We start from the raw sequence: 25446 nt of genomic DNA, 5'->3' as shown, positions 1-25446 counted from the left end.
AAACAAAAAATCTTATGAAAAATCTAAGAAAACTATCAAAAAAAGATTTAAAAACTATTAATGGTGGTGGTGCTCCAACATGTCCTACAGGATATAAGCCGTGCCTAATTGTTTCAGATGATGACGAAATTAAATGGACCTGTATTTGGTCTACATTATCTTGTAATCCTTAATTCAGTAATTAAAAAAAGAGCATTTAAAAAATGCTCTTTTTATTTTTATTCTGATATGGTTCAATTACCAGTCTGAAGCTCTTTTGCGTTTCTCGATCATATAATCTACAGAAATTTTCCCTGCTCCGAAAGCCATCAAAAGAAGATAAACAGACAGATAAATCAGGCTCATTTCTCTTTTCTCGAAAGGATCTGCCCCATGAACAAAAAAACCAGCAATGGCCATGGTAAAGATCAGAAAGCCTAATGCTATTCTTGTAAACAGTCCTAAAATAAGAAGTATTGAACAAACAAATTCAGCAAAAACAGTAAGGATCAAAGAAAATTGAGCCCCCATTCCTAAAAAATCATAAAATTCAATTTTTCCGCCTTCTAAAAGCATCTGAAGCTTTGGAAAGCCGTGAGAAAGCATGGCAAAACCAATAAAAACCCTCACAATCAATAGAACAATATCCTTAAAAATGGTACTGGAATTTGAGTTCAAATAATTCATTCAATGGAAAATTTAGATTAAAGATAATAAAAATCTTACAATACAACGAATAATAGGGCTATTTTAGTCTATCTGTACCCGAAATTTTTCAGATCTCTATCATTTTTTCTCCAGTCTTTTTTCACTTTGACGAATAAGTTTAAATGGATTTTTTTAGCAAAAAACTTCTCCAGATCCAACCGGGATTCTGTCCCCACCTTTTTGATGGCTTCTCCTTTGTGACCAATCAAAATACCTTTCTGGGTTTCTCTTTCCACATAAATGATGGAATCTATAAAAATAATTCCTTCTTTTTCTTTGAATTGTTCCGTAACGACTTCTACAGAATATGGAATTTCTTTGTCGTAGTTCAAAAGAATTTTTTCACGGATAGTTTCGTTCACGAAAAATCTTTCAGGCTTATCGGTAAACTGGTCTTTATCGTAGTAAGGTGGATTTTCCGGAAGTAAGGATTTTATTTTAGGTAAAATGATCTCCGTATTAAATGCATTTAGAGCAGAAATAGGCAGAATTTCAGCTTTTGGAATTCTTTGATGCCACTCTTCCACTAGTTTTTCCAGCCCTTCCTGGTTGGTTTGATCTACTTTATTTAATAACAATAAAACCGGAACCGGGATTTTGTTCAGCTTATCAATTAAAAACTCAGAAGGTTCAGCTTTATCCGTAACGTCTACAATGAAAAGGAACACATCCGCATCCTGTAAAGAATCCTTTACAAAATCCATCATTTTCTCCTGCAATCCATATTTAGGATCTAAAACTCCTGGAGTATCTGAAAATACGATCTGAAGATCTTCTTCATTGTAAATCCCAAAGATCCTGTGACGTGTTGTTTGTGCTTTTTGTGTTACAATAGCCAGCTTCTCCCCCATCAATTGGTTTAATAAGGTTGATTTTCCGGCATTTGGCTTTCCGACTATATTTACGAATCCTGCTTTGTGCATATCTACTTTTTTAGGCTCAATATTGAACCGGATTGCAAAGTTACTAAAAACAAAATTTTAAATTTGGTTTTGTCTTCACAAAAGTAAATGCTGACATGAAAAAGTAATATCTTTATCCACAAAATTGATCCATGACCGAAGCGGAAAAACATTTCACGGAACTTGCAGCAGAAATTCCCGAAGCACAACAAGGAAAAATGTTCGGAGCTCTTTGCCTGAAAGCATCCAATGGGAAAGCATTTTTGCTGTTAAAAAACGGAAATATAGCCATAAAGCTTTCCGGACCCTCTTTGGAGGAAGCTTTACACCTGAAGGGTTCCACGATCTTTGAACCTTCGGAAGGCAAAAAAATGAACGGCTGGGTTCAAATCCCCGCAGAATATCAAAATCTATGGAAAGAGTATGCTCAAACTGCATTAGCTGAAGTAGAAAAGATTGAAATAAAACCATCGAAAAGTAAATAATGGATATAGACCAGATTCTTGATCGCATCTATCTATTACCCGAAGCTTCCAAAGAGGCCTTGAAGGAGCACATTACGGAAATCTCGCACCCCAAATATTTCTGCCTTATGGAAGCAGATAAAGTAGTTCCTCATATTTACTTTATCAGGAAAGGAATTGTTCGGGCTTATGCAACTACTGAAGCCAATGATATTACTTTCTGGTTTGGAAGTGAGGGTGAAACCATAGTTTCCATGAAAAGCTATGTTGAGGATCAGCCGGGATATGAAAGCATTGAACTTCTTGAAGATTGTGATTTGTACAGGCTGGAAACGGAAAGTTTGAGAAAACTTTTTAATGAAGATATTCATATTGCCAATTGGGGAAGAAAATTTGCGGAAAGAGAACTGGTAAGAACTGAAGAGCTGATCATTTCAAGACAGTTTAAAACTGCTTTAGAACGGTATACGGATCTTATGAATCAAAAGCCTGATCTTCTCAAAAGAGTTCAGCTCGGACATATTGCCTCTTATCTGGGAATTACACAAGTAAGCTTAAGCCGTATCCGCGCAGAAATAAGATAATTTTGGTGACTAGAAATTTACAGTTTGAACGAGATTCTTCACTTCGTTCAGAATGACATTCATTTTTTAACAATTGTAAAATGTTTTTTCCTTTCAAATAGGGAAATTTGCATAGAAAATTATTAAAGATGAATTGGATCATATTAATTATTGCAGGATTATTTGAAGTCGCTTTTGCTTCATGTTTAGGAAAGGCCAAAGAAACATCAGGAACTGAAATGTATTACTGGTATGCCGGTTTCCTGGTGACCGTAACAATAAGCATGCTATTATTGATGAAAGCCACTCAAACTTTGCCTATTGGAACAGCTTATGCGGTCTGGACGGGAATTGGCGCAGTGGGAACAGCACTAGTAGGGATTTTTTTCTTTAAAGATCCTGTGAATTTCTGGAGAATTTTCTTTATTTCGACTTTGATTGCGTCTGTGGTTGGATTGAAAGCCGTATCTTCACACTAAGCTAATCTTAAACTATATAATCATGAAAAAAGCTTTATTATTTCTATTTATACATGGTTTGATATATGCACAGAATACAGCTGACCTATTTAATAACAGCTGGTATATTTCTCAAATAACAATGGGTGGAACTACCACCACCTCTCCTACAATGGATACCCCTCCCGGAGTCTCCAAATTTGATCTGATTTCTGGTAATTATATTTTTAATTCAAGGTATTTCAATACTGCTATAAATAATATTACTTTTTCAACAACTAATAATTCATTTACAAAAAACAGTGCTGCATGTACATTGGCAGATTACTGGGGGAGCAATCTGCAGGCTGTACAAGAATATGATCAGAAACATTGTGATATGTTCGTCAATCAGCCGGTTGGCCATGTTTTTAATTATGAAATTATTCCCAATGGTTCTGGCAAAACCCTAATCATAACGGACAATTCCAATGGCAATAAAGTTTATTATAACAGCTTTTATCTAAGTACAAAAGATAATAACATCACAACCGATTTTAGAATTCTACAAAATCCTATTAAGGAGAATTTAATTGTCGAGAAACTTGAGAATGGACTTCCTGTACAGATCGTCAATATGCTTGGCCAGCTGATCTATGAAGGAAAAACAGCTGATAGAAAACTGAAAGTTACTACTGAGAAATTTGAAAAAGGACAATATATTCTTATGATAAAAGGGCAAAAACCTATGAAATTTATTAAAGAATAGTTTATTACAAATATTTAAACTGATTATAAAAAAAGCGCCTTTTTTGAAGGCGCTTTTATTTATTTCTTGAATACAACAGGCAGAATTTCATTGTGCCTTAATCCATATTTCTTGATTTCTTCCTGGGAAAAGTTTTGAGAGTAGAAGTTAGGTTCCGTTTCAAAACCTGCTTTTCTCAAACGGTCAAAATAATCCATTCCATACCAGCGAACATGATCGTATTGTCCGAAATGTTTCTGACGTTCCTTAGGGTCTTTAATGGTGAAATCTTCATAGGTTTTCTCCAGTGAATTTTTCATAGGTACCTGGAAAATCCCCCAACCTCCCGGTTTCATTACTCTGTACAGTTCACTCATAGCTTTGGCATCATCTTCAATATGTTCAAGAACGTGATTGCAAAAAACAATGTCAAAACTTTCATCAGCAAAAGGAAGATCCAGAATATCAGCTTTTACATCTACGATTGGGGAGAATAAATCCGCTGAAATATAGTCCAGATTTCTCATTCTCTTGAATTTCCTTAAAAATTCCTGTTCCGGAGCGATGTGTAATACTTTATAGTTTTTAATGAAAAAATCGGTCTCGTTTTGAAGATACAGCCACATCTGGCGATGTCTTTCCAGGCTTAATGTTCCCGGAGATAACGCATTTTCTCTCTGGGTACCATATCCGTAAGGAAGAAATTTCCTGTAAGATTTTCCATCAATAGGGTCATAGAACTTGTCTCCTTTAAATAACTGATAGATAAGCGGTCTCGCCCAGATACTCATTTTAATAAGCATGGGGCGTGGAAGTTTATTTAATAAAAGCTTAGTGACTTTTTTCATTAAAAATCCATTTGGAAACGCTTCTCCTCATCACTTTCAATACCCAAAGCTTCATAGATATACTGATAAGTAGAAAGCAATACTGGTTTTCCATTGATTACGGCTACATCATGCTCAAAATGTGCAGAAGGCTGGTTATCTAGTGTAGTCACCGTCCAACCGTCATTATGGAATTTCACTTTTTCTGTTCCCATGTTGATCATCGGTTCAATAGCAATAGCTAAACCATCTTTAATCACTTTTCCGCTTCCCTGTCTTCCATAGTTAGGAACCTGCGGATCTTCATGCATTTGTCTTCCCAAACCATGTCCTACCAGTTCTCTTACCACTCCATATCCTTCTTTTTCACAATAAGACTGTATAGCGTGTGAAATATCTCCTATTCTTTTTCCTCTGATGCACTGTTCGATCCCTTTGTAAAGAGATTCTTTGGCAACTTTCAATAATTTTTTAGTTTCAGGCTTCACTTCCCCTATTTCAAAAGTATAGGCGTGATCTCCAACAAAACCATTCAGAATAACACCGCAATCCACGGAAAGAATATCTCCTTCTTTCAGTATATCATTATTGGGAAATCCATGAACTACCTGCTCGTTGGGAGAAATACATAAAGAATATGGGAATCCTCCGTATCCTAAAAAGGCAGGCTCAGCTCCATGATCCTTAATAAAATCATAGGCCAATTTATCTAAATATGCTGTGGTAATTCCAGGTTTGATTTCCTTAGCTAACATTCCTAAGGTTTTGGAAACCAATCTTGCACTTTGCTTCATCAGACGAAGCTCTTCTATTGTTTTTAACTGAATCATTTTTTAATAAGATGTTAGATATTAGATGCTAGAAGTTAGTATAATCCTAAACTCCCAATTCTAAAATTTATCTGGTAACAGGAGTCAAATCCGGCCAACATTAAAAACTAATTTCTAATATCTGGCTTCTAACTTCTTAATTCTACCAGAATAATCCTTTTTTCTTTTCTTTTTTAAGTTTGGAATAGGCTAAAACTTCTTTCCCTTCTACACGGAATTCTATTCTTTCATTAATGATATTATAGATTTCTCCCCAGCCGGGAAAACCACCTAAATTCCTATCATCAATGAACCAATCCGCATCTATTTTTCTTGACTGTGTCTCTGAATCAAAAACTTCACCTTCAAAACTTGAATTAACCGCATAGAATTCAATCCCGTGATTTCTGCAGAATTCTATAGCTTCTTCTAAGGTCTTACCATGTCTATATGTCCAAAGAATCAATCTGAATCCTTGCCCTTGCAGTTTTTTCAAAGTCTCAAATACGAAAGTTTTTGGCTTTCCAATTGCCGGATATGCATCATCTACAATAGTTCCATCAAAATCAACAGCAATTTTTTTATTATTTAACATTTTGTTCATTTTTAGCTGTGCAAAGATAAATAAAAAGAGTGCCAAAAACAATCGGCACTCGTACTTTATAATTTATGTCAATATGGACTAACTTTTCACCCAGCTGAATTGAAACTGTTGATCCGGAGTAGAGATCCTATCTGTAATCTTCTGCAATCTTCCCGGTAATTTCATTAGATATTCCTGAGCTTTTTCTGCTTTTTCCGTAAGACCTTTTACATGCTCAATCTTCCATTCATCTAATAAATCTTTTAAAATATTGATGTAATCCTGTCCTGTGTACACCATACATCTTTGAGCCGCATCTGAGAAGTGCTCCCAAAGCTCGCCCACTTTTTGTCCGGACTGTCTCATCATGTGCGCAGGCATCACGATTTTTTTACGCATCATATCTTCGAAAGCAATGATCATTTCAGAAGGATCGATTTCTAAAATTTTGGCCACGAAATGTTTGTATGCCTTAGCGTGTCTTGCCTCATCTGCTGCAATCACACCACACATTTTTGCTAGTTTTCCGTTTCCTGACTGTTTAGCCAAAGTACCTACTCTTCTGTGAGAAATATTGGTAGCAGTTTCCTGGAAGCTAGTATAAACAAAGTTTTTGTATGGGTCCATGCTTGTTCCCAAGTCGAAACCATCGTTGATCAGGTATTGAGTAGTAATTTCAACTTCTCTCATGTTCACTCTGCCACACAAATAAAGATATTTGTTTAACAAATCTCCGTGTCTGTTTTCTTCAGCAGTCCATGCTCTTACCCAATTGGCCCAACCTACTTTTTCTTCCTGGTTGATTCCTTCTACTCCCATCAACCATGATTCGTAAGAAGGCAATGCTTCTTCCGTAATACAGTCTCCGATCAGGGTAACGAAGAGATCATAAGGCATTTCGCGGGCAAAAGTCTGGATTTCTTCTAAATCGTATTTAAAATCAGCACTTGACGGATCAGGAAGCATGTCGGAAGGCTGCCAGATTTTTTCAATCGGCGTTAAAAATTTTTCCAGAAAAGAACTTACTTCCTTTTCTAGAATTCCCATTACTTCTTTCCTAACAAGATTTTGATACATTTTTACTATTTAGATTTAATTTACAAAGATAGGTTTTTATTATTTAAAGCATAGCAAGTTATATGCCTGACTTTAATCATGAAAAAAATACCGATATTAAAATAATAACGCCATTTTTTTAACAATAGTATTGATTTTAGCTAACTAAAATATCTCCCGTCATTACTTCCGGTATTTCCACTCCCATTACTTTCAAAATGGATGGAGCAATATCGCCCAGTTTTCCAGGCTTCAGTTTCCAGGTATGGTCTTTATCCATTACGATAAGCGGAACCAGATTGGTGGAATGCTGTGTATTGGGTGTTCCATCCGGATTGATCATAACATCAGAATTTCCGTGATCAGCAAGAATGAATACGGCATATCCATGTTCATAAGCCATTGTAGCTACTTTTCCGATACATTTATCCACTGTTTCTGCGGCTTTTACCGCTGCCTCAAAAACTCCGGTATGCCCTACCATATCCGTATTCGCAAAATTCAAGCACACAAAATCGGCAGTTTCCTGTTCCAGTTCCGGAAGAATGGCATTGGTAATATCGTAAGCGGACATTTCCGGTTTCAGATCATAGGTAGGAACGTCTTTCGGGCTTGGACAAAGCAATCTTCTTTCTCCCACGAATTCTTTCTCCCTGCCTCCTGAAAAGAAGAAGGTAACGTGCGGGTATTTTTCTGTTTCGGCAATTCTGATCTGGGTTTTGCCATTTCTTTCCAGTACTTCCCCTATGGTATTTTGCAATACTTCTTCATCAAAAACCACCTGAACATTCTGGAAGGTTTTATCATAGTTGGTCAACGTAATATAATACAGATTCAACTTGCGCATGAAATATTCCGGGAAATCCTTTTGACAAAGTACTTCCGTGATTTCACGGCCTCTGTCTGTACGGAAATTGAAACAGATCACCACATCATTATCTACAATTTTAGCAACAGGCACTACATTTCCGGTAGCCGTACTGTTCACTACAATAATCGGCTTTAGGAATTCATCTGTAACGTTAGCATCATAAGAAGCTTTAATAGCAGCCAGGGGATCTGTAGTTTGCAGACCTACTCCTTCTGTTAAGGCATCATACGCCAACTTCACACGTTCCCATCTTTTATCTCTGTCCATTGCGTAGTATCTTCCTACAATTGTGGCCAATTTTCCGGTGGTTGCTTCCATATGTTTCTGAAGTTCTTCAATGAAACCAAGTCCTGAATGCGGATCACAGTCTCTACCGTCTGTAAAGGCATGAACAAAAACGTTTTCATTCAATCCAAATTCTTTGGCAGCTGTTAATAATCCTTTTAAATGGTTGATATGTGAATGTACTCCTCCATTGGAAACCAGTCCAATGAAGTGTAATTTTTTATTTTCTCTTTTAGCATATTCAAAAGCCTCCTGAATTACTTTCTCCTGCCCCAAAGTACCATTTTCCACAGCCATATTGAGCTTAACCAGGTTTTGGTATACTACTCTTCCAGCTCCCAAATTCATATGTCCTACTTCGGAATTCCCCATTTGACCAGCAGGAAGACCTACTGCCAAACCGCTTGCTTCCAGAGTTGTATGCGGAAAATTCTTATAACAGCTGTCTATAAATGGTGTATCTGCTTTATCTATGGCTGAAACGTCCGGATTCATTCCCAATCCCCATCCGTCAAGGATTGCTAGTATTGCTTTTTTTGACATTTTGTATGATTTAACCATACAAATTTATCTATTTTACCATGAATAAAAGAATTTGAAGACTTATAATTTCACTTAGACATTGTTTAAGCGGATGATACAGATCTATTATCTCAATATTTTTCCGACAGATTACAGAAGTAGACATAGATTTTTTTATTATTTGCAGAATCATATGCTCAGAACTGCGAGAGTAATTAAATATTATTTTTAATTTTGCTATATGGATTTACGAGATCAACTTAAAAACCTTTTTCCTGATCATGAAGAGCAGGATTTTGAAATGCCTCAGGAAGAATTCAAACAGAAAGAACCTTTAGTATGCAAGTTTGAAAAGAAAGGAAGAAATGGAAAACCCGTGACCTTAATTGAAGGTTGGGAAGGCAGTGAGGAAGGACTTAAAAATATTTCTAAAAAGATCAAAACTACTCTGGGAATCGGTGGTTCTGAGAAAGATGGCGTGATTATTATCCAGGGAGATAACCGTGATAAAATCATGGAAATCCTTAAGGATATGGGATACAAAACAAAGAGAGTCGGTGGATAATCAGAAATAGATTTGCGTATCCGGAAGTAAAGATCTCAGCTTCTCTATTTTCTCTTTTTCTATCGGATTTCCTGTAAGAATAAGTGTTTTCAGATTTTTCAATTCTTTCAATTCTATAGGAAGATCTATTATTTTATTGCTGGCCAAGTTCAAACTGACTATATTCTTTAATCCTTTTATTTTGGGGGAAATTTGTCTGATATTATTCTGGCTGACGTTCAAAAATTCAAGATTTTTTGCCCGGAATATCTGATCAGGCAGACTTACGATAGCATTTTGCTGTAATTCAAGGTATTTTAATTTTTCAGGAAGATTGATATTCCCCAGATCGTTGATCTGGTTAGCAGACAGGTTTAAAAATTTCAGGTTGGTAATTTTTCGCAAATCTTCATCAATGAAGCTGATCTGATTACCTTGCAAATTGATTTCCACTAAAGCAGGAATTTCAAGTAAAGCTTCAGGGAACACATTCAGGTTGTTAGCATCCAACTGAATCACTTCAAGATTTTGAAGCTGTGCAACATTAGGATTAATGGACGTTAGACTATTTAAACTTATCGAAAAGGTTTTCAGTTTTTTCAACTCTCCTATTTCATTGGGGATATATTTAATGCTGTTTTGATTCAAGTTTAATATTTCAAGTTCTTTCAACGCGAAAATCTCCTGATCCATTTTTTCCAGTTTATTGCCCATCAAATTCAGGAAAAACAATGAATTCAATTTTTTGATATCCGGAGGAATATTGAATAATGCTTTTTCTCGAAAGCTTATACTATAGACAGTTTCTTTACTTTTCAAAGCATCTTGAATATGAGTATAAGTTGGATATTTCACAGGATCGATCTGAGCCATAATTTGAGAGATCGAAAAAAAGGAAACAAGGACAAACAGTTTTTTCATAGATAGAGAAAAGCTGCCGGCAAATAGAATCATTACCGACAGCTCAAGAAATTATTAATAGATTATTTTTTAAGTACTTTCACCATTTTCTGGAATCCCCCGTCTGCTTCAATGTTTACCACCAAAATATGGGAAGCTTCAAGTTGGGAAGCAAAATCAAGATCTAATGAAGTATGAGCACCTGAAAATTTGTTGTTATAAACAATTTTACCATCCATACTATAAGCCGTTACTGAAATATTCTTCAAAGTTTTAGGAGCATTGATCTTTACCATTCCTGATGTTGGATTCGGAGATACTGTAACGTTCGTTTCAGCATTCTGATCAATAGTTCCCAAAGCTCCTGTTGTACCCAAGTTTTCTTTAAGTGCAACTACGATTGTAGCTGATTTCCCTCTGTAATCAACCGTATTTCCTGTGGCGTCAATATCTGTGGAAATCGTAGCATCCGGATGCTGGATAGAGAAGAACCCGAATTTGTGGTCCGGCGTAAAAGTAAGACCGGTTGGCTCAGATCCGGCAGGCATTGATGCGAAAAGTCTTACTTTAGGGTTAGCTTGTGTATGGTCCGGAGCAACTACCCAAATGTAGTTTTTGCCTCCATCCTGAAGGACCCATAGATTTCCTAATTCGTCAAAAGTAAGATTATCGTTACCATCACCCCAAGCTTCTGTCTTCATTCCCTGTGCGGTATTGAAAGAATAGTTCGTAGTAAGGCCTCCAACAAAAGTTTCCACCTGAGAAGCGGTAGCTCCGTCATCCTTAAGTCTGTATACTTTATTTAAACCTTTTGCCGTAAAGTATATTTTGCCATCCAGCGGACTGATTTCCACATCCTCGATTCCATTGAAAGACGTTCCTCCTAATGATTGTGCCAAAGCAGTTGTATTGTTCTGATCTGCTTTCGTTTTGTTTGGAACCTGAACCCATGTTGCAGTCGTTGCTACAGGATTTCCACCACTTAATCCCTGATCTAGCTTCAGAACGTAAAGGTTTCCTGAAGAAAGATTATTAGGTGTATCCATCACATATTTGTAAACCATGTGAGTTCCACCATCTTCTCCATAATATGCTGTAGTTCCGGCATTATTGATCACTACATTTTCGTGGTTCATGATCCCCATCTGCCATAATTTCCCTTTCGTACCATTCGTATTCAGAGAACTTACCTGGGCTGTTGCAGGATTAATTTCCACTAACCATCCGTAATCTTTGTATCCATCACCATTTACATCGTTAGAAGTAGTCTGCTCTTCAGCAGTAACAATGGTTCCCCAAGGAGTTACCCCTCCCGAACAGTTTCTGATTGTTTGTACCAAACTCGGATCTGAAAAACTTACTGCTCTGGATTTTGTTAATTGCCAAAGTTTAGTTGTATTATTATAATTGATTTCCGCCATGGTTACCCCACCCGGATTAGTTTCGTGGTTTACAGAAAGATATCCGTTGGTACTGCTTCCGGTAATGGGAACATATCCTGTAAAGTCATTTTGCCCTCCTACAAATCCTCCTCCTTGTGTATAGCTGTCTCCTTCTTTTAAAATAAGCTGATACTTATGTTCAATAGGAAGAATAAGTTTATTGGTTTGTGCTGTAGGAACAATAGATGTAAAACAGCTAATATGAGTTCCTGTACAAGTCTGTGCTTTCACTACAGAACCTGTTAGTAGTGCAAGGGCTGCAACTGCTAGTAATTTTTTCTTCATAGTAATTCGATTTATTAGACAATGCAAAACTATTTTTTAATCACGAACCGGCTATTAATAGTATTTTAAATAAGTATTGATGAATATTAATAAATCTAAAACTCAATGTTAAGGGAGTTAATTAATTGTTAAGAGAGATTTGGAGGGCGATTAAACACAACTATAACTCATATCTTATACCCCGTAATTTATCTGCTTTTTGTCTTGCTAATGTCTGTCAATGTATTCAGGAAAGCGATGATCTGCTGAATTTCTGTTTTAGTGAGATTCAATTTATCTGGCGGTAAAGTCTGGTTCTTCATGCTCAACCCTAATCCTTCTCCGCCTCCTTCATTATAAAAGTCTAAAATCTCTTCCAATGTATTGAAAGCCCCATTATGAAAATATGGCTTCGTAAGCGCAATATTTCTTACTGTCATTGTTTTAAAAGAATTCTCATAGATCCAGGAGTTCTCTTTTTTAACAAGACTGTTGACTCTCCCTTTATCATCATCTAATTCCAAAGGCTTTTGATTGACTGGCTTTCGAGTAACTCCCAACACTTCGGATTCATTTTCATTATAAAAAGGCGGAACCAGACCGGAGAAATGAGGGGCAAAATGACAAGTGGCACAATTGGCTTTTCCCATGAATAAATTATACCCTTTCTTTGCATCTTCCGAAATTTCTTTTTCATTCCTCATAAAATGGTCAAAATCACTTTCAAAAGAATATAAGGAGGCTACATAAGAGCTTAATGCTTTAGAAAAATTCTGTTTATTGATCTTTCCATCTTTAAAGGCAGTTCGGAAGGCTTTTTTGTATTCAGGTTTTGCTTTCAGCTTTTTGATGATGCTTTCGTAGCTTGTATTGAATTCCTGTTCATTATAAATCACGTGTTCAGCCTGCTGTTCCAGGTAAAAGGCACGCATATCATAGAAAAACCTTTTGGCAAATACCGCATTATATAAAGACGGCGAGTTTCTCAATACTGTTTTCCCTTCTACATTACTCTGGGATTTCACTTTTAAATCGGTGAATGCATTTTCCGGCAAATGACAGCTTGCACAGCTCATTTTCTCATTCCCGCTTACGTTCTGGTCATAGAATATCTTTTTCCCAAGATCCCTCAATTGGGCATTATCTTCCGACGGTTTTAATAGAGTATAGAAATAAGGATCCAGAAAATCACTGCTAAAGAAATTTTTACTGTTCACATTCCAACCGGAGAATTCTTTCAGATCATCTGCTCTTCCGTCCCATTTTCCCAACTCTTCATATAAAGGCTGAATATATTTTTTGTAAAATTCTATACGGTCAAAAGTCTCAAAATCTTTATTCTTTGAAAGATAATCTAAGCTTTCCGACAATACTGTATTTGCCTTCCGAACATCAAAGTTTTTAAAATATAGATCATCATTGATATATTTTTTAATTCCTAGCAATGCATGAGCAGCTTCTTCAGAGATATTCAGGGAACCGGGAGTATCAAAACCTGTTACCCCCAACGTATAAATTCTGATAAGTTCCAACCGCAATGGCAATGTTTTATTATTTCCTTTGCTTAGTCCGTTTTTTACAGCACTTAAATAGAATTTTGCATAATTGTTATATAAGAAACCCGTAATATCTTTTATTTTCTCTTTTTGCTGAGCTGCTTCTTCGGAAAAAATCAATTCATCCAAAACCTGCAACCCTTCCGGCGGTAAGGTATAAGCTGTTGTCCCCGCCGCTTCAATATGAAATAAAGGTGCAGCATTTAGGTGGGTTTTGTTAAATTCAGGATAGTGATAGGCAATATAAAATTCAATCTCTTTATAAGAGTTTCTGGTATTGCTTAAGGATTTCTGTAGATCTTCAAGAGAAATTTGATCATCCGCAAACAAGTACACATCGGATTTTAATTGCTCAAGCTTGTTTTTAAAATCGCTTAATCCTTTATTGATAATGGTATTTTCATTTTCAATACCTTTATAAACCGGATTGAATGACATGATGGCAAAACCCATCAATACAGCAATAAGAAACAGTGGATAAAATCTCATGAATTTTTATGCGCAAAACTATGATCTCATTACTGCATCCAGATTACCTCAATTTTAAATTTTGATTAAATAATGTTTATATCCTTCATAATGGATTTTTTACTAATTTTACCCTCCCCTAAAATTTTAGGGAACTGAATCTCCAACCAAAAAAACTAAAATATCGTATGAAAACGAAATTATTATTTGCCTTCATTGCCAGTTTCTTTTCTTTGGTATTGTTTTCCCAGAAAGAGCAGGAAATGGCTGTTTATGCAGAGAAAAAAGGTAACGATTATTACCTTGTACGCCTGGTAAAAGATCAGCCTGTCCCCAAAGTATACGTCTATTCTAATGGGGTAACCCAACCTTATAAGAAGTATAATGAGTTAAAAGATATTGTAATGGATTTCCCTGGCATGATGGAAGCCAATAATTCCACTAAGGAAGAATTGGTTTCTGTATTAAAGAAGGGAAATCATTTTTATGAAATTACTTCCCAGAGAAAAGATCCAAAAAACTTTGAGAAAACCACAATTACAGTGTACGAAGTATATCAGGGACAAAAAAGAATTGTAGAAGAATACGGTTCTATATTGGAACTGATGTCAACACCATATAAAGAAGCTATTTTTATTAACTAAAAATTTATCGAATGCTAAATAAACTTGCAGCCTCAGAACTTGTTCTGAATGAAGACGGAAGCGTTTACCATCTAAACCTTTTACCGGAAGATATTGCCGATAAAATCATCCTTGTAGGAGATCCCGACAGGGTGCCGAAAGTATCAAAATACTTTGATAAGGTAGAAATACAGAAAAATAAAAGGGAATTTTATACGCATACAGGAACATTGCGCGGAGAGAGAATTTCCGTAATGTCTACAGGTATCGGAACAGAGAATATAGACATTGTGATGAACGAGCTTGATGCTCTGGTAAATATCGATCTTAAAAATAAAGAGTTCAAGACAGAGCACACATCTCTTCAGCTTTTCCGTATGGGAACCTGCGGAAGTGTGAATCCTGATGTACAGGTGGATAATATGCTTGTTACGCAGAATGTAGTTGGGTTAGATGGCTTAATGCACTTCTACCAGGATTATAACTTTGAAAATGAGTTCTCCAAAAGCTTCTTGGAAAGATTCCCGTACGAAAGAATTAAACCTATGCTTTATTTTGCAGACTGGGCAGAAGATATTGCTGATCTGTATAAAGACGCTAAATATCATGGAAATACAGCCACTTTCCCGGGATTCTATGCGCCACAAGGAAGACAGCTTCGTTTGAAAGCCGTAGATGACAAGTTCCTGGAAACCCTGAACGATCTTGGTGTGACGAATTTTGAAATGGAAACTTCTGCCATTTATGCTCTTTCGAAATTATTAGGTCATAAAGCGATTACGGTAAATAATGTAATTGCGAACAGAAGACGTGGAGAATTTTCTGCGGATCACCATGCTTCGGAAAAGAACCTTATTGAATGGGTGCTAGACAGAATTATTAAATAATATACCCAAAAGGATCTCTGGTAGAGATCCTTTTTTTGTATTATGGACAGTTCTTTTCATATTCATTAATAATTTTTATAAAGCGCTGAACTTCAAATCGAGATCTTTTGGCCGCAATATAGTTGAACCTGTCTTTTTTTTCCAGGCTTTTTGCTTCTTCTATCGCTTCATTATGGACATCTTTTGAATCCTGCCTCAATTGCTTTCTAAAATCTTTACTCTGCATTTTGATATAGAGGCCATCCAGGTATTTAATAAAATCAGGACAATCTCCACCAGCATATTTAAAGGCATTAATAAACTTTTCATCAAGACTGCCTAAATTAAAAAAAGAAGCCTCATCTATATCAACGGGCATTATAGCGTAGTCAGATTTATTATTCTTAATGTACATAATTGTTCCAACATACATACATCCCGTATTATTGGTACAAACCGAATATTCATACCCGTAAATATTTATTTTCCCCTCATATAAGATAGGTAATAGGACATCATAATTCTTATCGCTTACTATATTATCTTTGCTTACCTTTTTAATGTTCAGTTTTTCATACCCTACTATTTCGTCATCAAATTTATCAATGACTTTCAGCTTTTTAATATCACTGTAATTGATTTTTTGTACCTCTGATTCTTCAGAAATCTTATATTCAAACTTTTGTTCATTTTTAAAAACCGATTCGCTTTTGTTTTGTGATACCATTCCCATAAAAGCTTCCGCCTTTGGAAAATAAATATCTCTTAGCAAGATTTTTTCCGTTGTTCCATCAGTCTTAGTAAGTTCAACGGGAATAAAAGGTCTTTTCTCAAGTGATTTTTTAGATTGTCCGTAAGAAAAATTTAAACAAAATAAGCTTAAAATTAGTAAAGTTCTCTTCATTAATAGTTATAGTTTTTATTTAGTTATATTGTTGCGAACTTATTAAATTTCTTTCATATAATGTATATGTTTTTAAATGAAAGAGAGATAGATGGGGAGGCTTTATATCTTTTGGTGATTATCTGGTTATGCAATTTTCCACATGATCATTCACCATTCCTGTTGCCTGCATATGGGCATATACAACGGTTGATCCCATGAACTTAAACCCTCTTTTCTTAAGATCTTTTGCTATTGCATCCGAAATTTCCGTAGTTGCAGGAACATCCTTTAATGTTTTAGGCTTATTATCAATGGGTTTTCCATCAACAAATCTCCATATATACTCGGAAAAGCTTCCGAATTCTTTCTGTATTTCCTGAAATTGTTGAGCATTGGTAATGGTTGCCAGTATTTTCAGCCTGTTTCTTATAATACCTGAATCCTGCATCAATTCTTCCACCTTTTGATCAGAATATTTGGCAATCTTTTTATAATTAAAATGATCAAAAGCTTTTCTGAAGTTTTCTCTTTTAGAAAGGATGGTGTACCAGCTGAGTCCGGCCTGAAAACTTTCAAGTATTAAAAATTCAAAGATAGTGTCATCATCATATACAGGCTTGCCCCATTCTTCATCATGGTATTTTCTGTATAAATCGTCTTTTTCACACCATCCGCAACGTATTTTTTCCATAGCTGACTATTTAGTAAACAAATATAATTCTGATTTAGAAAAGTATAACAAAAGATTATGAAAAGTTTAACAATAACTCTTGTTTTTAGGAATGGTTATTGTTTCATACTATGAACACTAAAATATTAATATTATGGACAATGCAGATTACAACAAAGCGGAAAATGCAATAAGCAACACAGAAAATTCTTTACAGAATGCTGCAGACAAAGCGAAATGGAAAATTAATGAGCTGGCAGAGAAAGCCAAGGATTATATCAATGAAAAAAGAGCGAATGATGAAGAAGCCAACCAAGAAGACTGGCTGGACAGAGTAAAATCGAATGTTTCGGAAACCTGGGAAGATATCAAAGATAAAGCGAATGAAGCCTGGGAAAAAACCAAAGATGCTGCAGAAGATGTAAAAGCAGAATGGAATAAGAAAACGAATTAAAAAATTCAGTCATATAAATATTTTCAAGAAAAACGGAGTCTTTTTATTAAGGCTCCGTTTTTATTATGCTTTAAACACAAATTATTGCTACATTTGTATTCAATAAACATTAAAAAATTATGTCATACGGTTTACTTAAAGGCAAAAAGGGAATTATTTTTGGGGCCCTTAATGAACAATCTATTGCATGGAAAGTTGCTGAGAGATGCCATGAAGAAGGAGCTGAATTTATATTATCCAACGCTCCTATTGCTATGAGAATGGGAGAACTTAATGCTTTGGCAGAGAAAACTGGTTCTGAAGTAATAGGTGCTGATGCCACTTCTATTGAAGATCTTGAAAAACTTTTTGATGCGGCTATCGCAAAATACGGTAAAATCGATTTTATCCTTCACTCTATAGGAATGTCTGTGAATGTAAGAAAAGGAAAGCATTATACTGATATGAACTATGATTGGTTGGAGAAAGGATGGGACGTATCTGCTGTTTCTTTCCATAAAGTAATGCGTGTGGCTTGGGAGAAAGACTGTGTCAACGAATGGGGAAGCATAATCGCGCTTACCTATATTGCTGCACAAAGAACATTCCCTGATTATAACGATATGGCAGATAATAAAGCATATCTGGAAAGCATTACAAGATCTTTCGGAAACTATTGGGGTGAAAGAAAAGTACGTGTGAATACTATTTCCCAATCTCCTACTCCAACCACTGCTGGTAGTGGTGTAAAAGGCTTCGGAGGTTTCTTAGGATATGCTGAAGATATGTCTCCGCTAGGAAATGCGACTGCTCTTGATTGTGCGAACTACTGTGTAAGTATGTTCTCTGATCTTACCAGAAAAGTAACAATGCAGAACTTATTCCACGATGGTGGTTTCAGCAATACGGGAGTTACCCAGAAAGTTATTGACAAATATGATATAAAGGAATAATTGAAGAATTATTTCTAAACGATAAAGCAAATCGGCGGCCTCTTCGAGGCCGCCGATTTTAATAATAATAGTGTTAATATGAAGCTTACAAAATTACAGTCTGTATAGAGTGAGCCGGGGCTGAAAGTTTAGCGGACATTCCTTCGATCCAAAGATTGGTATCCATATCCTGATCAGATTCGTTCATAATCACTGTTACCAACTGTCCATTTTCATTCATAAATGAAGTGGCAATTAAAGCGGCTCTGTTGGATGATGTTCCTATTCTTTGAGCATTCGGCTTGATATATTTTGAAACATGCCCTACATAATAGTATTCATAGGTATAATGAACTTCTCCGGTTTTGGTATCGGCAATGATCGGGGCAAAACAAAAGTTTCCGACATGATTGGGACCTCCGGTTTCATCCAGAAGCACATTCCAGTCCGTCCATAAAGCGGTTCCCTTATTAAAATCATTGATCATATTTCTTCCATAAAGTTCTCCCAGGCTTACATCGTAGATTCTCGACATCATAAATTGTTCTTTACAACCTTCCGTAAAGGCTAAGAATTTATCCGGAAAAGCTCTTTGCGTTTCGGAAAGATTATCAAATAACTGGGTTTTATTATTCCATGTTTCATACCAGTGATAGGCAATTCCGGAAGCATATTTTGAAGTTTCGGGGTCGCCTAAAGTAGTCGTTGCTCTCTGATAAATAAGGTCTCTGTTATGATCCCAGATCATTACTTTCTTATCTTTATATCCGTTTTTCCAAAGAGTGGGTCCTAAATTATTTTTAAGGAAATCTCCTTCTTCTTCAGCTGTATAGATACAAGATTCCCAGGTTTGTGTTGCCATTGGTTCGTTCTGTACGGTTAACCCCCAAACATTAATTCCTCTTTTTTCGTATTCTTTGATGAATTTGATATAATAATCTGCCCATGTCTGATAATAGGCATTTTCAAGCCTGCCTCCTTTCAGCATATTTTTATTGGATTTCATCCATGCAGGAGGACTCCACGGAGAAAAGTAAAAGGTGAATTGGTTTCCTATTGCCTTCTGGGCTTCTTTGATCATAGGAATTTTATACTTCTCATCATGACCTACATTGAAGGATTTCAATGAAGTATCATTGTCCTGTACATATGTATAAGAATCACTGGAAAAATCACAGGAGTTCATATTCGTGCGGACAACAGTATATCCTAAACCGTTTTTCCCGTAATAGGCTTCAATGATTTCTTTTTGTTTAGCCTTTGGTAATTTGTAAAAAGTTTCCGCTGATGCATCCGTGATTGCTCCTCCTATTCCAATGAGTTTTTGGTATTTAAAATCCGGATCTACAAAAATACAGGCATCCGTCTCTTTTGGCTGGCTGAATTTCTCAAATTTCACCATTCCTTTATCAGCCATTTTTTCATTGGTTTTGGAGTTGGTAAGAACCACTTTAGCTATTGTCTTTCCTGAGTTCTTTTTCCAATAGTTTTGTGCATTTACATTGAAAACGACTCCCACAACAAAACATCCGGCAATCAGTTTTTTGCCAACGATACCATCATTATTGTTAAGGGGTCTGTAAACTTTTAATTTCATATTTTCTCTTTCTATTTTTGAGCAAATGCTCTCACTTCATTTATTTGTTTTGATATACTCTTACGTAATCTATGTAATATTTTTGAGGAAAGATACTGTCATCAATTCCTTCTTTTCCACCCCAGAATCCCCCGACTGCGAGGTTTAAAATGATATAATAAGGTCTGTCGAATGGCCATGCCTCATTATTTTTTTCTTTATTGATATAGGTGAAATATTTCTTATCATCCACATACACATCAATTTTTTCAGGAGTCCAGTCTGCCTTATATACATGAAACTTTTCACTGGCATCTTTTACCAAAATAGTATCAGTTTTCTGGGTTCCCTGAATATGATTGTACTTCTTCGTATGAACTGAAGCATGAATATACCCCTGATTGTATCCTACATGTTCCATAATATCCAATTCTCCATCATCGGGCCATTTCTTCATGTTTTCACTCATCATCCAGATTGCAGGCCAGGTTCCACGGCCTTTCGGTAATTTTGCCCTTACTTCAACCGTTCCGTATTGGAATGAAAATTTTCCCCTTGTCAAAAGTCTTGCAGAAGTATACTTACTCTGTTCCCAGTTTTCTTTTCTGGCTTCAATCACGAGATTACCGTTTTCAACTCTTGCATTTTCCAGACGGTCTTTTGTATAGAACTGAGATTCTTCATTTCCGAAACCGTGTCCGCCTACATCGTAATTCCATTTGGAGGAATCAGGCAATCCTTTAGTATTGAATTCATCATTCCAAATGAGTTTTCTGTTGGGATCTGGCTTATTGGAAGCACAATTCGTCACAGACAAAATACAAGCTGCGCTAAAGATTATGTGGAAAATATGCTGAGTTTTGATTTTCATAAATTATTGCTTTATTTTGAAGACTAAGATTGAGGCTTAGGTAAACAATCCTAACTCTCACCTCGTATCCTGCGACCTTCTATTTTATCCAATTGATTCTTTTCGTCTGAACCTCCTGAGAGCTAGTTCCTACCATAATATCGAATTCTCCACTCTCCCAATCAAAGTTTAGAGCATCGTCATAAAATTTCAGATCTTCCGGACTCAGCTTAAAAGTTATTGTTTGGGTTTCTCCTTTTTTAATGAATACTTTTTGAAACCCTTTCAATTCTTTTACTGGTCTTACCACTTTCCCAAACAGATCTCTGATATATAGCTGCACCACTTCTTCCCCATCATAATTTCCGGTATTGGAAACATTTACAGTAATCGTCAAAGTCTGATTTCCTTTGAGATCCGTAGAGCTCAGCTTCATATCCGAATATTTGAACTGAGTATAGCTTAATCCATACCCGAATGGAAACTTTGGATCATTATCCAGATCAATATAAGCAGAGACGTAATTTCTGTCTGTATTGTTTTTGGCAGGCCTTCCTGTATTGTAATGGTTATAATATACCGGAATTTGTCCTTCTGTTCTTGGAAAGCTCATTGGTAATTTCCCTCCAGGATTGATTGTTCCGAAAAGTACATCCGCAATAGAATTTCCCGCTTCGGTTCCCAACCACCAAGTGTATATAATGGCTGGAATATTGTCTGCAGCCCAATCAAACACAAGAGGTCTTCCTGCGTTGATCATTAATACAATCGGTTTTCCGGTTTTAGCAATTTCTTTCAATAAATCTTCCTGAACTCCGGTAAAATGAAGGTTACTTCTGCTTTTTGCCTCTCCACTCATCGCATGACCTTCTCCTAACGTCATGATGACAACGTCTGCTTTTTTTGCGGTTTCCACTGCTTCTGCAAACATCGATCTGTCCTGATCATCTACATTACAGCCTTTGGCATATAATAAGGTTGAATTTTTATCCAATTGATTTTTGATTCCGTCAAATTGGGTAATAATTCTTTGATTATCATCTTTAAAAGCGATAGACCAGAAACCATGATTAGCCGTAGTTTCTTTTCCGAAAGGACCGATCAACGCAACCGTTTTTACCGATTTTGAAAGGGGAAGAATATTCCCTTTATTTTTCAACAAAACAATACTTTTAGAACCGAATTCTCTTCCGAATTTTCTGTTTTCCAGGTTATTGGTCTGTTCTTTTTGTCTTTTATCATTACTGAATCTGAAAGGATCATCAAACAGACCCATTTCAAATTTTTTGGTTAAAATCCTTCTTGCAGCATCATCAATGAACTTTACAGCCACTTTTCCTTCCTTCACTAACTTTGGCAGTTCAGCCATGTAAGCACGGCTTTCCATATCCATATCGCTACCTGCTAAAATGGCTCTTTCAGCTGCTTCCTTATTGTCTTTGGCATAACCATGAGGAACCATCTCACCAATACTTCCCCAATCCGAAACCACAAAGCCTTTATAATTCCATTTTCCTTTTAACAGGTCTCTCAAAATATACTGATTGGCTGTTGCAGGGATTCCATTGATGTCATTGAAAGAGTTCATAAAAGTAGCAACACCTACTTCTGCAGCGGCCTTGAACGGAGGAAGATAAGTTTCGTTCAATTGTCTTAAGCTCATATCTACCGAATTATAATCTCTTCCACCAACAGCAGCTCCATACGCAGCAAAATGTTTTGCACAGGCCATGATGGCATCCAGATTTCCCAATCCTTTTCCCTGGAACCCTTTAATTCTTGCCAATGCAATGCGTGTTCCCAGGTAGGTATCCTCTCCCGAACCTTCCATCACCCTTCCCCATCTCGGATCTCTTGCAATATCTACCATCGGTGCAAAGGTCCAGTGAATTCCATAAGCGGAAGCTTCTGTAGCTGCAATCCTTTCAGATTTTTCAATTAACCCCAGATCCCAGCTTGCTGCCTGTCCAAGATTAACCGGAAACGTTGTTCTGAAACCATGGATAACATCCTGCCCAAACAACAAAGGAATTTTAAGCCTTGACTGCAAAGCTAGTTTTTGAAAAGCTATGGTTTCTTCCGCACCAGTTACATTCAGCATAGAACCTACTTTTCCTTTTTTTATTTCTTCTAAAACTGTCGCAGAATTGGAGTTCTGAGGTCCCGTTGCATATTCAAACCCACTGTACTGGACCAATTGCCCAACTTTTTCTTCTAAGGTCATTTTAGATAATAATTCAGACACGCGTTGATCGATTGTCTTCTGAGAAAATGCACTTACCGAAGATAATGACAGAATGATGAAGAAAAGCTTTTTCATTATATTTTCATTTAAAAAATGTATGTTGCAGCCGATTTTGCTGTAATGGTGGCTGACGCAGTATTTCCGTTAAATTTAATATTAAATGTTTGAGATGTGCTTCCCGAATTTTGTACAATAAGAACTTTTTTATTCGAAGGAGTTATAAACGCCACCGAAGACAGGTTCCCTGTCTGTGTAGAAGCAATTCTTTTAGAGCCTGCCGGAACAAATTTCGAAGCCTGAGCGATGATATAGTATGCTACGTTTTTATCATAGCTCGTACCTCCCGTTACGGTAATGGCACCTTTACATTGAGTACATCCACCCGGCGTATGCGGACCAAAAGATGCATCATTAGCCACATTCCACTCAAGAGCAGTTTTGCTCCAATTTCTCATAGAACCTATGATTATATTTTTTATATGCCAATCCAGATCTCCTGAGAATTCTCCGGTAGAACTGGTCCACTGCTCCGTAAAGTATACATTTTTATTAGGAAAAAGATTATGTACATTTCCTAAGGCTGAAATATCTCCTGCATATAAATGGAAGGCCGAACCATCCACAAAAGGATTCGCAGCTGCATCATTCAGAATGCTTAGAGGATAGGTAGTATTGTCACAATTATGGTCGTAAACAATGATTTTTGTACTGATATTAGCCGCCTGGAAAGCAGGTCCCAGATGACTTTTCACGAAAGTAGCCTGATCCGTAGCCGTCATATACATACTCGGATTATTTCCTGGATGAAGTGGCTCATTCTGAGGGGTAATTGCATCAATCGTGATCCCCTGATTCTTCATTTGCTGGATATATTTCACAAAATATTGTGCATACACTCCATAATACTCCGGTTTAAGGCTTCCACCAATACTATTTCCATTGTCTTTCATCCAAACAGGTGCAGACCAAGGTGTCGCCAGGATTTTAATAGTAGGATTGATCATCAGAATATCTTTCAGCATCTGGATCAACGCCTGATCTTTTGTTAAGCTAAACTGAGCCAAAGTAGGATCCGTTTGTCCAGCCGGCAGATCATCATACGAAAAAACCTGACTGTTTAAGTCTGATGCTCCGATGCTTATCCTCAAATAACTGACTCCAATTCCTGAGCTGCCGAACAGATCATTCAGCAATTCTTGTTTTTTGGAAACAGAAAGCTGATTGATGACCTCTACACTCCCTCCGGTAAGGGTATATCCAAAGCCATCAACAGTCTGGAAAACTTGTGCAGGATCAACTTCTATGCTGGAACCTGAACCCGAACCCGTAGTAAAGTGAATATCACTTTGCTGCTGAAGCTTTACGGATTGATCGCCTTTCGTTAACCATACCTGAACAGGGTCACCTGTAACATTTCCTCCTCCATTTCCCGGGTTTTCGTTATTGGAAGAATCTGCTGTCGTACTGCTGCAGCTTAAAAAAGAAAGAAGTGCTACACCGCAAAGTGCAGCACCTCTAATAAAGAAACTATATGAATTTTTAGATCTCATAGGAAGTTGTTAGGTTTTACTTATTGCATTCTTCGGAATTCAACCTTATCAATGCTTAAACTGTTGACTGTACTTCCGCCACATTTAATGACAAGATATACAGTTCCTGTTATTGTAGCTGTAAATACTCCGCCATTTTTGGCCGCATCACAACCTACGGATGATATTTTTCCTTTAAAAGCAGATTTTCCACAACCTGCCCAAGTATTGATATTTCTGTAAACGGTACCACTCACATCCTGTCCCGTTGCCGGAATACTATTCAACACATATACTTCAAACCATGTATCTACCAAAGCCGTATCTGAAGAAGCCACCATATCAATGGAATATTTTTTACCTGCTTCAACATTCACTGCCTGGTAAATAGCCTGCTGACTGCCACCGTTGGCAACAATGGTTGCTTTTCCGTTGGAAAAAACCCATTCGGCACCGGATGGACTGATGATATGTTTGGTCCATTTAGCAATCTCGTCTGGAGTATCGAATCTTCCTCCCTGAATCATATTCCCGGAAACAGGATCTGATGTGGGAACAACAATCGTCTGACTTGACGTTCCTGCAACAACTCCGCCAATCCCGATAGCCTGATGCTGGATCACATACGTACCGGCATCCGGAAGGAAAAGCTTCTCTTCTTCTTTACCGATATTGAATCCATCATCATCAATATTCCATTTTGAGGTAATATAGTTATTGAAATTTCTTTTTAAGGTATATCTGTTCTCAGCAGTTTTGGTTGCTGTAAAAGAAGCATCTACAGAACTTTGAGTAATTCCGTTTCCGTCACCATCTACCGTATCGGGAGAACAGCTTGCCATGAATAAAACCGCTGCGCTTAATAAAAGACTTTTATGAATATATCTTGTTATCATTGTTTTTAAAAT

27 protein-coding genes are annotated in these 25446 nt (G+C 36.7%); 10 read left to right on the top strand and 17 right to left on the bottom strand.

The genetic code is table 11. The features are described 5' to 3' along the window. The first annotated feature begins 14 nt into the window (after nt 1-14). Nucleotides 15-173 (top strand): bacteriocin-like protein, encoded by a 159-nt coding sequence (locus EGI05_RS17925; protein WP_166668317.1) that lies wholly within the window; start codon nt 15-17, stop codon nt 171-173. A 64-nt stretch (nt 174-237) separates the two neighbouring features. On the opposite strand, the gene EGI05_RS01575 is transcribed toward EGI05_RS17925, so the two are convergent. Both EGI05_RS01575 and era read right to left on the bottom strand, forming a co-directional pair. Next, nucleotides 238-666 (bottom strand): DoxX family protein, encoded by a 429-nt coding sequence (locus EGI05_RS01575; RefSeq protein ID WP_123261321.1) that lies wholly within the window; start codon nt 664-666, stop codon nt 238-240. Nucleotides 667-734: 68 nt separating this feature from the next. Beyond that, nucleotides 735-1610, bottom strand: a complete 876-nt coding sequence (gene era, locus EGI05_RS01570) for a GTPase Era (RefSeq protein WP_123261320.1) — start codon at nt 1608-1610, stop codon at nt 735-737. 131 nt (nt 1611-1741) lie between these two features. Between era and EGI05_RS01565 the strand changes: the two genes are divergently transcribed. The 4 genes from EGI05_RS01565 to EGI05_RS01550 all read left to right on the top strand — a co-directional run bounded on the left by EGI05_RS01565 (nt 1742) and on the right by EGI05_RS01550 (nt 3822). Then, entirely contained in the window at nt 1742-2074 is a 333-nt protein-coding gene (locus EGI05_RS01565; protein WP_123261319.1) for a hypothetical protein, read from the top strand. Continuing rightward, the gene (locus tag EGI05_RS01560) at nt 2074-2637 is read left to right on the top strand and encodes a Crp/Fnr family transcriptional regulator (protein ID WP_123261318.1); all 564 of its coding nucleotides are present in this window, start codon (nt 2074-2076) and stop codon (nt 2635-2637) included. Before EGI05_RS01565 ends, EGI05_RS01560 begins: the two co-directional genes overlap by 1 nt. A 128-nt stretch (nt 2638-2765) precedes the next feature. Then, complete coding sequence (locus tag EGI05_RS01555; RefSeq protein WP_123261317.1) at nt 2766-3095, top strand: DMT family transporter; 330 nt, start codon at nt 2766-2768, stop codon at nt 3093-3095. Nucleotides 3096-3117: 22 nt separating this feature from the next. Beyond that, complete coding sequence (locus tag EGI05_RS01550; RefSeq protein WP_123261316.1) at nt 3118-3822, top strand: T9SS type A sorting domain-containing protein; 705 nt, start codon at nt 3118-3120, stop codon at nt 3820-3822. A gap of 59 nt (nt 3823-3881) precedes the next feature. Here EGI05_RS01550 and EGI05_RS01545 read toward each other — a convergent pair whose 3' ends face one another. From EGI05_RS01545 to gpmI, 5 genes are all read right to left on the bottom strand, one after another. Then, nucleotides 3882-4649 (bottom strand): class I SAM-dependent methyltransferase, encoded by a 768-nt coding sequence (locus EGI05_RS01545; RefSeq protein WP_123261315.1) that lies wholly within the window; start codon nt 4647-4649, stop codon nt 3882-3884. Beyond that, the gene (map, locus tag EGI05_RS01540; RefSeq protein WP_123261314.1) at nt 4649-5458 is read right to left on the bottom strand and encodes a type I methionyl aminopeptidase; all 810 of its coding nucleotides are present in this window, start codon (nt 5456-5458) and stop codon (nt 4649-4651) included. Before map ends, EGI05_RS01545 begins: the two co-directional genes overlap by 1 nt. 142 nt (nt 5459-5600) lie before the next feature. Then, nucleotides 5601-6032 carry a BT0820 family HAD-type phosphatase gene (locus tag EGI05_RS01535; RefSeq protein ID WP_123261313.1) on the bottom strand — a complete coding sequence of 144 codons (432 nt, stop codon included), beginning with the start codon at nt 6030-6032 and terminating at the stop codon, nt 5601-5603. A gap of 87 nt (nt 6033-6119) precedes the next feature. After that, complete coding sequence (locus EGI05_RS01530; protein ID WP_123261312.1) at nt 6120-7097, bottom strand: acyl-ACP desaturase; 978 nt, start codon at nt 7095-7097, stop codon at nt 6120-6122. 136 nt (nt 7098-7233) lie between these two features. Further along, nucleotides 7234-8775 (bottom strand): 2,3-bisphosphoglycerate-independent phosphoglycerate mutase, encoded by a 1542-nt coding sequence (gene gpmI, locus EGI05_RS01525; protein ID WP_123261311.1) that lies wholly within the window; start codon nt 8773-8775, stop codon nt 7234-7236. Between the two features lie 220 nt (nt 8776-8995). On the opposite strand from gpmI, the gene EGI05_RS01520 reads away from it, so the two are divergent. Then, nucleotides 8996-9319, top strand: a complete 324-nt coding sequence (locus EGI05_RS01520; RefSeq protein WP_121461750.1) for a translation initiation factor — start codon at nt 8996-8998, stop codon at nt 9317-9319. Here EGI05_RS01520 and EGI05_RS01515 read toward each other — a convergent pair whose 3' ends face one another. The 3 genes from EGI05_RS01515 to EGI05_RS01505 all read right to left on the bottom strand — a co-directional run bounded on the left by EGI05_RS01515 (nt 9320) and on the right by EGI05_RS01505 (nt 13949). Beyond that, nucleotides 9320-10219 (bottom strand): leucine-rich repeat domain-containing protein, encoded by a 900-nt coding sequence (locus EGI05_RS01515; protein WP_123261310.1) that lies wholly within the window; start codon nt 10217-10219, stop codon nt 9320-9322. Between the two features lie 62 nt (nt 10220-10281). Then, nucleotides 10282-11925 carry an alkaline phosphatase PhoX gene (locus EGI05_RS01510; RefSeq protein ID WP_228428527.1) on the bottom strand — a complete coding sequence of 548 codons (1644 nt, stop codon included), beginning with the start codon at nt 11923-11925 and terminating at the stop codon, nt 10282-10284. Nucleotides 11926-12113: 188 nt separating this feature from the next. Continuing rightward, nucleotides 12114-13949, bottom strand: a complete 1836-nt coding sequence (locus EGI05_RS01505; protein ID WP_123261309.1) for a cytochrome-c peroxidase — start codon at nt 13947-13949, stop codon at nt 12114-12116. 167 nt (nt 13950-14116) lie between these two features. Here EGI05_RS01505 and EGI05_RS01500 point away from each other — a divergent pair, with 167 nt between their 5' ends. Both EGI05_RS01500 and EGI05_RS01495 read left to right on the top strand, forming a co-directional pair. Continuing rightward, entirely contained in the window at nt 14117-14572 is a 456-nt protein-coding gene (locus tag EGI05_RS01500) for a hypothetical protein (RefSeq protein ID WP_123261308.1), read from the top strand. Between the two features lie 11 nt (nt 14573-14583). Beyond that, complete coding sequence (locus tag EGI05_RS01495) at nt 14584-15438, top strand: nucleoside phosphorylase (protein WP_123261307.1); 855 nt, start codon at nt 14584-14586, stop codon at nt 15436-15438. Nucleotides 15439-15478: 40 nt separating this feature from the next. On the opposite strand, the gene EGI05_RS01490 is transcribed toward EGI05_RS01495, so the two are convergent. Together EGI05_RS01490 and EGI05_RS01485 are read right to left on the bottom strand one after the other, a co-directional pair. After that, a complete protein-coding gene (locus EGI05_RS01490; RefSeq protein ID WP_123261306.1) occupies nt 15479-16321 on the bottom strand; it encodes a hypothetical protein in 843 nt (280 codons plus the stop codon). Nucleotides 16322-16439: 118 nt separating this feature from the next. Continuing rightward, nucleotides 16440-16994: a DNA-3-methyladenine glycosylase I gene (locus tag EGI05_RS01485; protein WP_123261305.1), complete on the bottom strand. Its 555-nt coding sequence runs from the start codon at nt 16992-16994 to the stop codon at nt 16440-16442. A 133-nt stretch (nt 16995-17127) separates the two neighbouring features. On the opposite strand from EGI05_RS01485, the gene EGI05_RS01480 reads away from it, so the two are divergent. Both EGI05_RS01480 and EGI05_RS01475 read left to right on the top strand, forming a co-directional pair. Continuing rightward, a complete protein-coding gene (locus EGI05_RS01480) occupies nt 17128-17427 on the top strand; it encodes a hypothetical protein (protein WP_123261304.1) in 300 nt (99 codons plus the stop codon). A gap of 119 nt (nt 17428-17546) precedes the next feature. After that, nucleotides 17547-18359: an enoyl-ACP reductase FabI gene (locus tag EGI05_RS01475; RefSeq protein ID WP_123261303.1), complete on the top strand. Its 813-nt coding sequence runs from the start codon at nt 17547-17549 to the stop codon at nt 18357-18359. An 85-nt stretch (nt 18360-18444) separates the two neighbouring features. Here the strand turns inward: EGI05_RS01475 and EGI05_RS01470 are convergent, their stop codons facing one another. The 5 genes from EGI05_RS01470 to EGI05_RS01450 form a co-directional block, all read right to left on the bottom strand. Beyond that, nucleotides 18445-19935 (bottom strand): glycoside hydrolase family 30 protein, encoded by a 1491-nt coding sequence (locus EGI05_RS01470; RefSeq protein ID WP_123261302.1) that lies wholly within the window; start codon nt 19933-19935, stop codon nt 18445-18447. Between the two features lie 40 nt (nt 19936-19975). Beyond that, nucleotides 19976-20785, bottom strand: coding sequence for a glycoside hydrolase family 16 protein (locus EGI05_RS01465; protein ID WP_123261301.1), 810 nt, complete (start codon nt 20783-20785; stop codon nt 19976-19978). Between the two features lie 79 nt (nt 20786-20864). Beyond that, nucleotides 20865-23084, bottom strand: a complete 2220-nt coding sequence (locus tag EGI05_RS01460; RefSeq protein ID WP_123261300.1) for a glycoside hydrolase family 3 N-terminal domain-containing protein — start codon at nt 23082-23084, stop codon at nt 20865-20867. Nucleotides 23085-23095: 11 nt separating this feature from the next. Next, nucleotides 23096-24559, bottom strand: coding sequence for a glycoside hydrolase family 30 protein (locus EGI05_RS01455; RefSeq protein WP_123261299.1), 1464 nt, complete (start codon nt 24557-24559; stop codon nt 23096-23098). 20 nt (nt 24560-24579) lie between these two features. Then, nucleotides 24580-25434: a hypothetical protein gene (locus EGI05_RS01450; protein WP_123261298.1), complete on the bottom strand. Its 855-nt coding sequence runs from the start codon at nt 25432-25434 to the stop codon at nt 24580-24582. Nucleotides 25435-25446: the final 12 nt, after the last annotated feature.

This window comes from Chryseobacterium daecheongense (assembly GCF_003729955.1).
Classification (GTDB): domain Bacteria; phylum Bacteroidota; class Bacteroidia; order Flavobacteriales; family Weeksellaceae; genus Chryseobacterium; species Chryseobacterium daecheongense.
This window is presented reverse-complemented; position numbering and strand designations above follow the sequence as displayed.